This is a genomic window from uncultured Winogradskyella sp. (assembly GCF_947496485.1).
GTDB lineage: Bacteria > Bacteroidota > Bacteroidia > Flavobacteriales > Flavobacteriaceae > Winogradskyella.
Window position 1 is genome coordinate 371341 of the sequence record NZ_CANMCZ010000002.1, and the last position, 13399, is coordinate 384739.

Sequence of the window (13399 nt, forward strand, 5' to 3'; positions counted from 1 at the left end):
CGCTCAATCATAATAAATATTAGAGAAATGAACCAACCCTTAGCATACGTACATCCTGGAGCAAAGATTGCAAAAAATGTCGTTATAGAACCATTTACAACCATTCATAACAATGTAATTATTGGAGAAGGGACTTGGATAGGAAGTAATGTAACCATTATGGAAGGAGCTCGTATTGGAAAGAATTGTAATATTTTTCCAGGTGCAGTGATTTCAGCAGTACCTCAAGACTTAAAATACAATGATGAAGATACTACAGTTGAAATTGGAGATAACGTTACCATAAGAGAATGTGTAACCATAAATCGTGGTACAACGGATAAAATGAAAACAGTTATTGGTGATAATTGTCTTATTATGGCTTATTGTCATATTGCTCACGATTGTATTGTAGGTAATAATTGTATTTTTTCTAATAATAGTACTTTGGCGGGCCATATAACTGTAGGCGATTATGTTGTTTTAGCAGGTATGACAGCGGTACATCAGTTTTGCTCTATTGGTAATCATGCTTTTGTAACAGGAGGATCTTTAGTTCGTAAAGACGTACCACCTTTTGTAAAAGCTGCTCGTGAACCTTTGTCTTACGTTGGTATAAATTCAGTAGGATTGAGACGAAGAGGTTATAGCTCAGAAAAAATAAGAGAGATTCAAGATATATATCGCATATTATATCAAAAGAATTATAACAATACACAAGCTTCAGATTTAATTGAAGCCGAAATGGAAGCTACTCCAGAGCGTGATGAAATTCTTCAATTTATTAAGAATTCACACAGAGGAATTATGAAAGGCTACTTTAAATCAAACTAAAATTAATAACAAAATAATGGCAAGCACATCAGATATTAGAAATGGATTATGTATTAAATACAATAATGACATATATAAAATTATAGAGTTTCTTCATGTAAAACCAGGTAAAGGGCCTGCTTTTGTAAGAACAAAAATGAAAAGTGTTACAACAGGTAAAGTTTTGGATAACACGTTTTCTGCTGGTCACAAAATTGAAGATATTAGAGTAGAAACGCATAAATTTCAGTACTTGTATAATGATGGAGAATTTTATCATTTTATGAATGAAGCTGATTATACGCAAATTCGTTTATTAGAGTCAGCTTTAGACCGGGCAGATTTAATGAAAGAAGGTGAAATAGTGACTATTCAAATCAATACAGAAGATAATATGCCTTTGTCTGTTGATATGCCAGCAACTGTCATTTTAGAAGTCACTGCTACAGAGCCAGGTGTAAAAGGAAATACTGCTACTAATGCAACGAAGCCTGCAACAGTAGAAACGGGAGCTTCAGTAAATGTGCCTTTATTCATTAATGAAGGTGATAAAATTAAGGTTGAAACTGAGAAAGGAACATACAAAGAACGTATTAAGGAATAAATGAAATTTCCTAAACAATATCATCTTAAAGAAATTGCAAATCTTATTTCTACCAAATATATAGGTGCTGATGATTTTCCAGTTTTTGGCATGAATGAAATTCATGTTGTTGAACCCGGAGACATTGTTTTTGTTGATCACCCGAAATACTACGATAAAGCTTTAGAATCTGCAGCAACGATTGTTTTAATCAATAAGGAAGTGGATTGCCCAGAAGGGAAAGCACTATTGATTTCAGATGACCCATTCAGAGACTTCAATAAACTCACCAATTATTTTAAACCTTTTAAAGCTTCAAACTCTGCTATAGCAAATGATGCCCAAATTGGAGAAGGTACTATTATTCAACCTAATTGCTTTATAGGAAATAATGTAATTATTGGTAAGAATTGCGTTATCCATTCTAATGTGAGTATTTATGATGATTCTATTATTGGAGATAATGTAACAATTCATGCTGGTACTATTTTAGGGGCAAGTGCATTTTACTATAAAAATAGGCCAGAAGGTTATGATCAATTAAAGTCTGGTGGACGTGTAATTATAAAAGATGATGTTGACATTGGGGCACTTTGCACTATAGATAGAGGAGTGACTGGTGATACGACTATAGGTAAAGGTTCTAAACTAGATAATCAAATTCAAATTGGCCACGATACAGTGATAGGTGAAAAATGCTTAATTGCATCCCAAACTGGGATTGCTGGTTGTGTTGTGGTTGAAGATAATGTTACAATTTGGGGACAAGTAGGTATTAAAAGTGATGTCACCATTACAAAAGGCACAGTCATATATGCGCAAGCTGGTATAAATAAAACTACGATAGGTGGTAAAACCTATTTTGGCTCACCAGCACAAGATGCTAGAAGCTTTTTCAAAGAAATGGCTTACGTGAAAAAGATTCCTGAAATATTAGAAAAACTTAAAAACTTATAATGTCAGCAGTAGAAATAGTAACGTCCTTTTATCAATCAGATTTAGCAAATGATGATAATGTAATTCCTGATTTTTTTCACGAAGAATGTGAGCTTCATTGGACAAGCAGTCAAGGATTTGTATTATTAACATATAATGACATTGTCAATTTTTTCAAAGACACACGTAAGTCTTACACTAATCTGCGTTTTGAGTTTACACATTTAATTGAAGCAGGAGATTCAGTTTCTACAAGACACACTTTATTTGCTAAGACTATTGAAAATCCAGATTCTGAAGTTGTATTAGCACATTTTTCAACAATTTGGGAAGTGAAGGATGGTAAACTTTATAGAGGTTATGAGATTAGTCACCAAGCAAATGAAAATGACTCTGCTTCTATGAAATCTTATGCTGAAAGAAAAATTTAAAAGAGGTCGTATTTGATTTTCAAAACTCTTATTTTTGCACATCGAAATTATAAAACTTAAAAACAAAAATATCTAATGAGCGTTTTAGTTAATAAGAATTCAAACATCATCGTACAAGGTTTTACAGGTAGTGAAGGTACTTTTCATGCCGAGCAAATGATTGAATATGGTACTAATGTGGTAGGAGGTGTAACACCAGGAAAAGGTGGTCAAATCCATTTAGATAGACCAGTTTTCAATACAGTTTCTGAGGCTGTAGAAAAAGTGGATGCTGATACTACTATTATTTTTGTGCCACCAGCTTTTGCTGCAGATGCTATAATGGAAGCTGCTGATGCTGGTATCAAAGTAATTATTACGATTACAGAAGGAATACCAGTTGCTGATATGATTAAAGCTGCTGATTATATTAAAAATAGAGATTGTCGTTTAATTGGTCCTAACTGTCCAGGTGTTATTACACCAGGTGAAGCTAAAGTTGGTATTATGCCAGGTTTTGTTTTCAAATCAGGTAAAGTAGGAATCGTATCTAAGTCTGGTACATTAACTTATGAAGCTGCTGACCAAGTAGTAAAGCAAGGGTTAGGAATTACTACTGCTATAGGTATTGGAGGTGATCCTATTATCGGAACAACAACTAAAGAAGCTGTAGAATTGTTAATCAACGATCCAGAAACTGAAGCGGTTGTTATGATTGGTGAAATTGGAGGCCAGTTAGAAGCTGATGCTGCACATTGGTATAAAGCTAGTGGTAGTAAAAAACCGGTAGTAGGTTTTATTGCTGGTGAAACTGCACCTGCTGGTCGTACAATGGGTCATGCTGGAGCTATCGTAGGAGGTAGTGATGATACAGCTCAAGCAAAAAAGAAAATTATGAAAGCTTGTGGAATCCATGTTGTGGATTCTCCTGCTGAAATTGGTAAAAAAGTTGCTGAAGTTTTAGGCTAGTCACTTTATAGAATAGATGCTAAAACTTGTTTAGCATAAACTGTTAAAAACCTTACAAAATCTTGTGAGGTTTTTTTATGTCGTCGTAATTTGTAATTAGTATATTTGATTACAACAACTATACTAACTAACCGATTTATATAGATATGAAATTATTAGAAGGAAAAACAGCAATCATTACAGGAGCGAGTCGTGGTATTGGCAAAGGAATAGCTGAGGTATTTGCAGAACATGGAGCAAATGTAGCATTTACATATAGCTCTTCTGTTGAAGCTGCTAATGCATTAGAAAAAGAGTTAAATACCCAAGGAATTAAAGCTAAAGGTTATCAAAGCAATGCAGCAAATTTTGATGAAGCCCAAAAGCTTGCTGAAGATGTTTTAGCTGAATTTGGTGCTATTGATATTTTAGTCAATAATGCTGGTATTACGAAAGATAATCTTTTAATGCGAATGGGTGAGGAAGATTTTGATAAAGTGATAGAAGTAAACCTAAAGTCAGTATTTAATATGACTAAAGCAGTACAACGCACCATGCTAAAGCAAAGAAAAGGCTCAATAATTAATATGAGTTCTGTAGTTGGTGTAAAAGGTAATGCAGGACAAACAAATTATGCTGCCTCTAAAGCAGGTATTATAGGTTTTTCTAAATCTGTAGCTTTAGAATTGGGATCGCGAAATATTAGAAGTAACGTCATCGCGCCAGGTTTTATAGAAACCGAAATGACAGCAAAATTGGATGAGGAAACTGTAAAAGGTTGGAGGGCTGCTATTCCATTAAAACGAGGCGGTTCACCTGAAGATATTGCCAATGCTTGTGTTTTTTTAGCAAGTGATTTAAGTGATTATGTTACTGGGCAGACGCTCAATGTTGATGGAGGTATGTTGACTTAAAAATATTAATTAAATCCTAGCTTTAATTGGAAATTGATCAAAAAAAGGAAAGCAAGATACTGTTAGTTTTAGATATTGATGAAACACTTGTTCATGCAACACCTGAGCGATTAAGTCGGAAAGCTGATTTTAAAGTTTTTGATTATTTTGTTTATTTGAGGCCATATTTGAATGATTTTTTAACTGATATTAAAGACGACTTTTTAGTTTCTGTTTGGTCTTCTGCATCTGATGATTATGTTGAAGAAGTTGTTAAAAAAATTTTCCCTAAAGATTTTGATTTAAAATTTGTTTGGGGAAGAAGTAGATGTACACCAAAGCGGTTTCTGCATATAGATGATTATGATAATTCTGAAAGCCGTTATTTAGACCACTTTAATTATATTAAGCCTCTGAAAAAGGTAAAGAAGAGAGGTTATAATATGGATAAAATTCTTATTGTTGATGATACGCCTCATAAATCAAGTGATAATTATGGTAATGCTATTTATCCAAAAGAATATTTAGGTGATACAGATGATGATGAACTCAAAGAATTATCTAAATATTTAAAAACTCTTAAAAATATAGGGAATGTTAGAAAAATTGAGAAAAGAGGCTGGAGAAATAAAATAGAATAGCACATATGTTTCGATGCAAGCAATTACAATAACATATATAATAATAGCTGGAGCAGCAGCGCTTTCATTAGCGCTGTTTCAGTATATATATAAATCTAAAATTAAAACTAATCTTAGATATTTGCTTTCAGCACTAAGAGTTATTTCAATTTTTGGAATCTTACTATTACTCATCAATCCAAAATTTGAATCCTTCACATACTTTGATGAAAAACCTACATTAGTTGTTGCTGTAGATAATTCAGAATCTATTTCTTATTTGCAACAGGATGAAAGTGCTAATCAGGTCTTAACTGCTTTAAAAAATAACTCAGAATTAAATGAGCGTTTTAATCTTCAAGCTTATAGTTTTGGTAAGTCAGTAAGCAGCCTAGATAGTTTAAACTATGACGCAAGACAGTCCAATATTTCGAAAGCTCTAAAGCAATTTGGTGAAGTTTATGACAATCAAACGGCGCCAATTGTAATGCTAACTGATGGTAATCAAACCTTTGGCTCAGATTATAGTTATATGGCTAAAAGTGTAAAGCAACCTATTTATCCCATTATTTTAGGTGATTCAGTAGTGTATTCAGATTTAAGTATTAAGCAACTCAATGTCAATCGTTATGTGTTTTTGAAGAATAAGTTTCCTGTTGAGATTATAACCAATTACAATGGCGCAGAAACTATAAACACTGAACTTAAGATTTGGTCTGGAAATTCTGTAGTATTTAGAAAAGCACTTTTATTTGATGGATCTAAAGCCTCAGAAATCATTTCAACTACATTAAATGCAAACAGTGTTGGAGTAAAAACGTATCGTGTAGAATTAGTGCCTTTAACGAACGAAAAAAATAAAGTCAATAATTCTAAAAGTTTTGGAGTAGAAGTTATAGACCAAAAAACAAATATTGCTTTAGTTTCTGAACGTTTACATCCAGATTTGGGTGCTCTAAAAAAGTCTATTGAGAGTAATGAACAACGTAGTGTTTCAATATTAAAACCTAAAGACTATTTGAATAGAATTAATGATTTTCAATTAGTTATATTGTATCAACCAGATAATAGCTTTACTATTATTTTGCAAGAAATAAAACAGCAAAAGCTAAACACATTCACTATCACAGGATCTACAACCAGTTGGAATTTATTAAATAACTCTCAAGATTATTTTAAACAAAAAATAACAAATCAAGCTGAAGATTTTCAGCCATCATTTAATAGAAACTATAACACATTTATTGTAGATAATATAGATTTCATTAACTATCCACCTTTAGAATCTGAATTTGGTGGATTAGATTTTTCAGTACCAAATGATGTTATTCTTTTTAAAACTGTAAATGGAATCAATACAGAACAACCGTTGCTTTCAACATTTGAGGTTGATAACACAAAACATGCTCTATTAAGCGGAGAAGGTATTTGGCGATGGAGAGCGCAAGCATATTTAGATACAGAACGTTTTACTGATTTCGATAATTTTATTGGTAAACTTGTTCAATTTTTGAGTTCTAATAAAAAGCGTAAACGTATTAATGTGGATTACAAATCATTCTACAACGGAAATGACGATGTTTTAATCACTGCCCAATATTTCAATAAAAATTATGAGTTCGATTCAGAAGCATCACTAAGTATTATTATAAAAAATAAGGAAGATAATAGCATTAGAGAAGTACCACTTTTACTTAATAACGGTAACTACAATGTGGATTTAAGTGGCATTGCATCTGGTCAGTATGATTTTACAGTTAGGCATAACTCTGAATCCGTTGCTTTGTCTGGTAGTTTTCAAATTTTAGACTACAACGTAGAGCAGCAATTTTTAAATGCAGATATAGATAAATTGAGATCACTGGCAAGTACAAGTAAAGGGAAAGCTTATTATAGTTCAGAATTCAACAAACTGATAGAAAATTTAATTGCAGATAACAGATACGCAACAATCCAGAAAAGCACTAAAAATATTGTACCTTTGATAGATTGGAAATATCTACTCGGTTTAATAGCATTGAGTCTTTTTGCAGAGTGGTTTATAAGAAAATATAACGGATTAATTTAAAAAAAATAAGAAATGGAAAAGTTACCAAAAATTGGATTACCAATTTTAATTGGAGTTATAATATTAGTGATAGTGATAGCAAAATCAGCTGTAACGATAGATTCTGGAGAAGCAGGTGTGCTTTTTAAGACTTTTGGCGATGGTGTAGTTACTGATGAACCGCCAATGGGAGAAGGGTTTCATATTGTTGCACCATGGAACAAAGTTTATATTTATGAAGTGCGTCAACAAGAACTTTTTGAAAAAATGAAAGTATTATCGTCAAACGGCTTGGAAATTCAAATTGATGCTTCTGCATGGTACGAACCTGTTTACGATGAATTAGGAAACTTACACCAATCTTTAGGTCAAAACTATTTGCAACGTGTTATACAACCAGCTATTCGCTCTGCAGCACGAAGCGTTATTGGACGTTATACGCCAGACGATTTGTATTCTACTAAACGTGATGCTATTCAAGTTGAAATTTTTCAAGAAACCAAGAAAATACTTGATAAACAATTTGTTCAATTAAATGAGGTGTTAGTAAGAGACGTGACTTTACCACCTACAATTAAAGAAGCAATTGAGCGTAAATTAAAGCAAGAGCAAGAATCATTAGAATATGAATTTAGACTTGAAAGTGCAAGAAAAGAAGCTGAGAAAGTAATCATTGAGGCAAAAGGTAAAGCAGAATCAAACCGAATATTAAGTGCGTCTTTAACGGATAAAATCCTACAAGACAAAGGGATTGAAGCTACTGTAAAACTCTCTGAGTCTAATAACAGTAAGGTTATTGTAATTGGTTCTGGAGATTCTGGCATGCCAATAATTCTAGGAAATCAATAAAAAAATTAGTAAATATTATTAATTTGTTAAAAGTTCTTAATCTTTGGATTTAAATTAGGATTTATAAATTTTATTTAACAATATTTGTATCAACAAAAAAGAAATGACATCTATTCAATTACATCATCATTTTCATATAATCGCTCAAGCGAGGTGAAAGTGTATTGAATAAATTCAAGATATATTTTAAAAACCCGTTTGAGAATTCAAATGGGTTTTTTGTTTTTTACAATACTTGAATGAATTCTTAGACATTACGAAAATAAAAATGAGTAAATTAAAAATTGCTGTTCAAAAATCGGGGCGTCTTCACGATGATTCTATGAAGATTCTAAAAGAAATTGGTATTTCTGTCGACAACGGAAAAGATCAACTTAAAGCTTCTGCGCGTAACTTTCCGTTAGAGGTGTTTTATTTAAGAAATGGTGACATACCCCAATACTTAAGAGATGGTGTCGTAGATGCTGCCATTATAGGTGAAAATGTTTTAATCGAAAAAGGTAATGATTTGGCTGTTGTTGAACGTTTAGGTTTTTCTAAATGTAAAGTTTCAATAGCTGTTCCTAAATCATCAAAAGCTAAAAGCTTAAAAGATTTGGCAGGCAAGCGCATCGCTACATCATACCCAAACACTGTAAATCATTTCTTAGAAAAAGAAGGGATTAAAGCTAATCTGCACATTATTAATGGTTCAGTAGAAATTGCACCAAATATAGGCCTTGCAGATGGTATATGTGATATTGTATCTAGTGGTAGTACGCTTTTTAAAAATGGATTAAAAGAAATTCAAACACTCTTAAAATCTGAAGCTGTTCTGGCAACCTCACCGAAAATATCTGAAAACAACCAAGAACTAATTAATACACTTCAATTTAGATTAAAATCAGTTATTAGAGGGAGAGAAAGTAGATATGTATTGTTAAACGCACCTAATGATAAGCTCGATGACATTGCTAAGATTCTTCCAGGAATGAATAGTCCTACAATTATGCCATTAGCTAAAGATGGCTGGAGTTCTGTGCATTCAGTATTAAATAAAAACGATTTTTGGAATATAATAGATGAATTAAAGGCTAATGGAGCAGAAGGAATTTTAGTATGTCCTATTGAAAATATGGTATTGTAGTATGAAGCTAATAGAAAATCCAAACAAATCAGAATGGTCAAAAATATTGAAAAGACCAACACAAACTGTTGAAGATATTGAGTCAACAGTGATGCAGGTTTTTGAAGATGTTTTAAATACAGGAGACGATGCCATAGATATGTATACATCAAAGTTTGATGGAGTAGCGCTTAAAAATAATATAGTTACCCAAACTGAAATTAATGAAGCCATCGCTATAGTTTCTGATGAACTAAAATCAGCTATTCAACTTGCAAAATCAAATATTGAAAAGTTTCACAAGGCTCAGAAAACGGACAAAGTATTTGTGGAAACTATGAGTGGAGTCGAATGCTGGCAAGAAAAGCGACCAATACAAAAAGTAGGCTTATATATACCTGGTGGTACAGCACCATTGTTTTCAACAGTTTTAATGTTGGCAGTTCCAGCGCAAATAGCTGGTTGTAAAGAGATTGTTTTATGTTCACCTCCTAATAAGGAAGGCAAAATTGCAAATGAAATTTTATATGCAGCAGAATTGTGTGGTGTAACCAAAATCATAAAAGTTGGTGGTATACAAGCTATCGCTGGGTTGACCTTTGGAACCGAATCCATTTCAAAAGTCTATAAAATTTTCGGTCCAGGAAATCAGTTTGTAACTGTTGCAAAACAATTAGCTACTAAATATGGTGTAGCTATAGATATGCCTGCAGGACCTAGTGAATTATTGGTTATGGCAGATGAATCAGCAAATGCGGCATATGTTGCTTCAGACTTGTTGAGTCAGGCGGAACATGGCAGTGATAGTCAGGTGATTTTAGTAACGACTTCTAAATCATTAGCTGAAGATGTAAATATTGAAGTTGAAAAACAAGTCGAAAGATTGCCTAGAAAAGACATGGCTAAGATTGCTATTTCTAATTCTAAATCTATCATTGTTAAAGACTTTGAAACGGCTCTTGAATTAATTGATGTTTATGGTCCAGAACATTTTATTATAGCAACTCAAAATGATGACTTCTTTGTAGATAATATAAATAATGCTGGCTCCGTATTTATTGGTAATTACACTCCAGAGAGTGCAGGAGATTACGCTTCTGGAACCAATCATACTTTGCCGACTAACGGCTTTTCAAAAGCCTATTCGGGTGTGAATTTAGATAGTTTTCAAAAGAGTATGACGTTTCAGAAAATATCAAAGGAAGGTATTCAAAATATAGGAAATGCTATAGAGTTAATGGCTGAAGCTGAAGGTTTACAGGCACATAAAAATGCAGTAACCTTAAGACTAAAAGATTTAAAAAGCAACTAGTTGTCATGCTGAACTTGATTCAGCATCTCAAATAAAATAGATTCTGAAATCGAAGATTCAACGCAGTTAAATAAATTCAGAATGACAAAGATGAAAGAAATAGAAATAAATAATCTCTTAAGAGAAAATATAAGAACAATTAAAGCATATTCCTCTGCAAGAGATGAGTATAAAGACACCTCTTCTGACATGGTGTTTATCGATGCCAATGAAAATCCATTTCAAACCAATGTCAATCGGTATCCTGATCCTCAACAGTCAAAAGTAAAGGAACGTTTAGCTGAAATCAAAGATGTATCTGTATCTCAAATTTTATTAGGAAACGGAAGTGATGAAGTTTTAGATTTGTTATTTAGAGCGTTTTGCGAACCAAAACAAGACAATGTTATTACATTACCACCAACCTATGGTATGTATTCCGTATTGGCAGATTTAAATGCTGTAGAGATTAAGTCTGTGATGCTAGATGAGTCTTTTGAACCTAAGGTTACAGAGATATTAGAAACGCAAAACGATAATTCTAAAATCTTGTTTTTATGTTCGCCAAATAATCCAACAGCTAATAGTTTTAATGCTGATAAAATTGAGCAGTTAATAAATGGATTTAATGGTATTGTCGTTATCGATGAGGCATATATTGATTTTACAAATCAAGAAAGTTGGATCACTAGATTAAATGATTTCAATAACCTTGTTGTGACGCAAACCTTATCAAAAGCTTACGGTTTAGCAGGAATACGATTAGGCATATGTTATGCTTCAGAATTTGTAATTTCAGTTTTAAATAAAATAAAACCGCCTTATAATGTTAACCAATTAACACAAGAAAAAGCGTTTGAAAGACTGAAAAACATAAACGATGTTACTTATGAAGTTGATTTTATATTAAAACAACGGGAGCAACTGATGATTCAATTATCTGGGATCTCATTCATTCAAACTGTTTTTCCTTCAGATGCCAATTTCATTTTAGCTAAAGTAGATGATGCCAATAAACGCTATATGCAATTAATAGAGAGAGGAATCGTAGTAAGAAACAGAACAACACAACCATTATGCGAAAACTGTTTGCGATTTACAATAGGAACTGCAGAAGAAAATAAAACACTAATTAAGACTTTAAACCAATTATAATGAAGCCTGTATTATTTATAGACAGAGACGGAACGCTTATCCGAGAACCTGCAGATGAGCAAATTGATTCTTTCGAAAAATTAGAGTTCTATCCAAAAGTATTTCAATACTTAAGCAAAATAGCTAAAGAATTGAATTTTGAAATTGTAATGATTACCAATCAAGATGGGCTTGGAACGGCTGTTTATCCTGAAGATACTTTTTGGCCAGTTCATAATTTTATGCTTAAGACATTTGAGACTGAAGGTGTGGTTTTTAAAGAACAGTTTATAGACAGAACCTTTGCAAAAGATAATGCGCCAACGCGCAAGCCGAATACAGGTTTATTAACGAAGTATTTCTCTGAAGACTATGATTTAGAAAATTCATTTGTTATTGGAGACCGATTAACAGATGTGGAGCTGGCCAAAAATCTAGGTGCTAAAGGTATCTTTATTAATGATAATACCAACTTAGGTACTGATGAAGTTACTGTTAGCAATAACGAACTTGAACAATATATAGCATTAGAAACGAACGATTGGGAAACTATTTATAGATTTCTTAAAACAGCTGATCGTGTTGGGCAAATAGAACGAAACACCAATGAAACAAAGATTAAGATCGACTTAAACTTAGATGGCACAGGAAAAAGTACTATTGATACAGGAATTGCTTTCTTTGACCATATGTTAGATCAAATTGCTCGTCATGGTCAACTGGATTTAAACATTATAGTTAATGGTGATTTAGAAGTAGATGAGCATCACACTATTGAAGATACAGCTATAGCGTTAGGAGAAGTGTTTGCAATGACCTTAGGAAATAAGTTAGGAATTGAACGTTATGGATTTTGTCTACCTATGGATGATTGCTTAGCGCAAGTTGCTATTGATTTTGGTGGTCGTAATTGGTTGGTTTGGGATGCGGAATTTAAACGCGAAATGATTGGTAAAATGCCAACAGAAATGTTTTATCATTTCTTTAAATCGTTCACTGATGGCGCAAAATGTAATCTAAATATTAAAGTAGAAGGCACTAACGAGCACCATAAAATTGAAGCCATATTTAAAGCGTTTGCTAAAGCAATTAAAATGGCTGTAAAGCAAGATGTAGAAAAAATGATATTGCCGTCAACAAAAGGTATGCTATAATGAATTTAACCATAGTAAACTACGGAGCTGGCAATATAAAAAGCATACAATTTGCTTTTCAGCGGTTGGGATATGATGCAGTTTTGACCAATGATGTAGAGAAAATCATAAAATCTGAAAAGGTTATTTTTCCAGGCGTTGGAGAGGCCAGTTCTGCAATGAAAATGCTCAAAGAAAGTGGTTTAGATACACTTATTCCAACATTGAAGCAACCTGTTTTGGGCATCTGCTTAGGTATGCAATTAATGTGTAAGCACACCGAAGAAGGAGATACCAATGGACTCGGAATTTTCGATGTTAATGTAAAGCGATTTTCAGGTGCTGTAAAAGTACCTCAAATGGGTTGGAATACAATTTCAAATCTAAAATCTGATTTATTTAAGGGGATAAAAGAAAAAGAATACATGTACCTTGTGCATAGCTATTACGCAGAACAGTGTGATGAATCAATTGCAACTTCAGACTATGAGTTAGAATATGCTTCGGCTCTAGAAAATGATAATTTCTTTGGCGTACAGTTTCACCCAGAGAAAAGCAGTAAAGCAGGAGAACAAATTTTAAAGAATTTCATTGAATTATAAAGCTTTTACTATTAGCTTTTAGCCTTTTCGCTAAAAGTCAAATACTGAAAGCTAAA

The 13399-nt window shown here is 32.8% G+C and carries 14 protein-coding genes; all 14 read left to right on the forward strand.

Annotation, left to right across the window (positions count from 1 at the left end):
* Positions 1-27: 27 nt before the first annotated feature.
* The gene (gene lpxA / locus Q0822_RS09500) at positions 28-813 is read left to right on the forward strand and encodes an acyl-ACP--UDP-N-acetylglucosamine O-acyltransferase (RefSeq protein ID WP_299122908.1); all 786 of its coding nucleotides are present in this window, start codon (positions 28-30) and stop codon (positions 811-813) included.
* Between the two features lie 16 nt (positions 814-829).
* On the forward strand, positions 830-1396 hold the full coding sequence (gene efp, locus Q0822_RS09505; RefSeq protein WP_299122910.1) for an elongation factor P: 567 nt from the start codon (positions 830-832) through the stop codon (positions 1394-1396).
* Entirely contained in the window at positions 1397-2332 is a 936-nt protein-coding gene (locus Q0822_RS09510) for a UDP-3-O-(3-hydroxymyristoyl)glucosamine N-acyltransferase (RefSeq protein WP_299122912.1), read from the forward strand.
* Positions 2332-2742, forward strand: a complete 411-nt coding sequence (locus Q0822_RS09515) for a nuclear transport factor 2 family protein (RefSeq protein ID WP_299122914.1) — start codon at positions 2332-2334, stop codon at positions 2740-2742. Before Q0822_RS09510 ends, Q0822_RS09515 begins: the two co-directional genes overlap by 1 nt.
* Positions 2743-2817: 75 nt before the next feature.
* Positions 2818-3690, forward strand: coding sequence for a succinate--CoA ligase subunit alpha (gene sucD / locus Q0822_RS09520; RefSeq protein ID WP_299122916.1), 873 nt, complete (start codon positions 2818-2820; stop codon positions 3688-3690).
* A gap of 146 nt (positions 3691-3836) precedes the next feature.
* The gene (gene fabG, locus Q0822_RS09525) at positions 3837-4583 is read left to right on the forward strand and encodes a 3-oxoacyl-[acyl-carrier-protein] reductase (protein ID WP_299122918.1); all 747 of its coding nucleotides are present in this window, start codon (positions 3837-3839) and stop codon (positions 4581-4583) included.
* Positions 4584-4609: 26 nt separating this feature from the next.
* A complete protein-coding gene (locus Q0822_RS09530) occupies positions 4610-5203 on the forward strand; it encodes an HAD family hydrolase (RefSeq protein ID WP_299122920.1) in 594 nt (197 codons plus the stop codon).
* A 13-nt stretch (positions 5204-5216) separates the two neighbouring features.
* Positions 5217-7250: a VWA domain-containing protein gene (locus tag Q0822_RS09535; protein WP_299122922.1), complete on the forward strand. Its 2034-nt coding sequence runs from the start codon at positions 5217-5219 to the stop codon at positions 7248-7250.
* 12 nt (positions 7251-7262) lie between these two features.
* On the forward strand, positions 7263-8078 hold the full coding sequence (locus tag Q0822_RS09540; RefSeq protein WP_299122924.1) for a prohibitin family protein: 816 nt from the start codon (positions 7263-7265) through the stop codon (positions 8076-8078).
* 268 nt (positions 8079-8346) lie between these two features.
* On the forward strand, positions 8347-9204 hold the full coding sequence (hisG, locus tag Q0822_RS09545; protein ID WP_299122926.1) for an ATP phosphoribosyltransferase: 858 nt from the start codon (positions 8347-8349) through the stop codon (positions 9202-9204).
* A 1-nt stretch (position 9205) separates the two neighbouring features.
* Complete coding sequence (hisD, locus tag Q0822_RS09550; protein WP_299122928.1) at positions 9206-10495, forward strand: histidinol dehydrogenase; 1290 nt, start codon at positions 9206-9208, stop codon at positions 10493-10495.
* Between the two features lie 90 nt (positions 10496-10585).
* A complete protein-coding gene (hisC, locus tag Q0822_RS09555) occupies positions 10586-11629 on the forward strand; it encodes a histidinol-phosphate transaminase (protein ID WP_299122930.1) in 1044 nt (347 codons plus the stop codon).
* Positions 11629-12762, forward strand: a complete 1134-nt coding sequence (hisB, locus tag Q0822_RS09560; protein WP_299122932.1) for a bifunctional histidinol-phosphatase/imidazoleglycerol-phosphate dehydratase HisB — start codon at positions 11629-11631, stop codon at positions 12760-12762. Before hisC ends, hisB begins: the two co-directional genes overlap by 1 nt.
* Positions 12762-13343 carry an imidazole glycerol phosphate synthase subunit HisH gene (gene hisH, locus Q0822_RS09565; RefSeq protein WP_299122934.1) on the forward strand — a complete coding sequence of 194 codons (582 nt, stop codon included), beginning with the start codon at positions 12762-12764 and terminating at the stop codon, positions 13341-13343. The genes hisB and hisH overlap by 1 nt, the downstream gene beginning before the upstream one ends.
* Positions 13344-13399 lie beyond the last annotated feature (56 nt).

What these genes read in the sequence shown, in the direction of transcription:
- lpxA (WP_299122908.1), top strand. Translation starts at nt 28, where the DNA reads ATGAACCAACCCTTAGCATACGTACATCCTGGAGCAAAGATTGCAAAA.
- efp (WP_299122910.1), top strand. Translation starts at nt 830, where the DNA reads ATGGCAAGCACATCAGATATTAGAAATGGATTATGTATTAAATACAAT.
- Q0822_RS09510 (WP_299122912.1), top strand. Translation starts at nt 1,397, where the DNA reads ATGAAATTTCCTAAACAATATCATCTTAAAGAAATTGCAAATCTTATT.
- Q0822_RS09515 (WP_299122914.1), top strand. Translation starts at nt 2,332, where the DNA reads ATGTCAGCAGTAGAAATAGTAACGTCCTTTTATCAATCAGATTTAGCA.
- sucD (WP_299122916.1), top strand. Translation starts at nt 2,818, where the DNA reads ATGAGCGTTTTAGTTAATAAGAATTCAAACATCATCGTACAAGGTTTT.
- fabG (WP_299122918.1), top strand. Translation starts at nt 3,837, where the DNA reads ATGAAATTATTAGAAGGAAAAACAGCAATCATTACAGGAGCGAGTCGT.
- Q0822_RS09535 (WP_299122922.1), top strand. Translation starts at nt 5,217, where the DNA reads ATGCAAGCAATTACAATAACATATATAATAATAGCTGGAGCAGCAGCG.
- Q0822_RS09540 (WP_299122924.1), top strand. Translation starts at nt 7,263, where the DNA reads ATGGAAAAGTTACCAAAAATTGGATTACCAATTTTAATTGGAGTTATA.
- hisG (WP_299122926.1), top strand. Translation starts at nt 8,347, where the DNA reads ATGAGTAAATTAAAAATTGCTGTTCAAAAATCGGGGCGTCTTCACGAT.
- hisD (WP_299122928.1), top strand. Translation starts at nt 9,206, where the DNA reads ATGAAGCTAATAGAAAATCCAAACAAATCAGAATGGTCAAAAATATTG.
- hisC (WP_299122930.1), top strand. Translation starts at nt 10,586, where the DNA reads ATGAAAGAAATAGAAATAAATAATCTCTTAAGAGAAAATATAAGAACA.
- hisB (WP_299122932.1), top strand. Translation starts at nt 11,629, where the DNA reads ATGAAGCCTGTATTATTTATAGACAGAGACGGAACGCTTATCCGAGAA.
- hisH (WP_299122934.1), top strand. Translation starts at nt 12,762, where the DNA reads ATGAATTTAACCATAGTAAACTACGGAGCTGGCAATATAAAAAGCATA.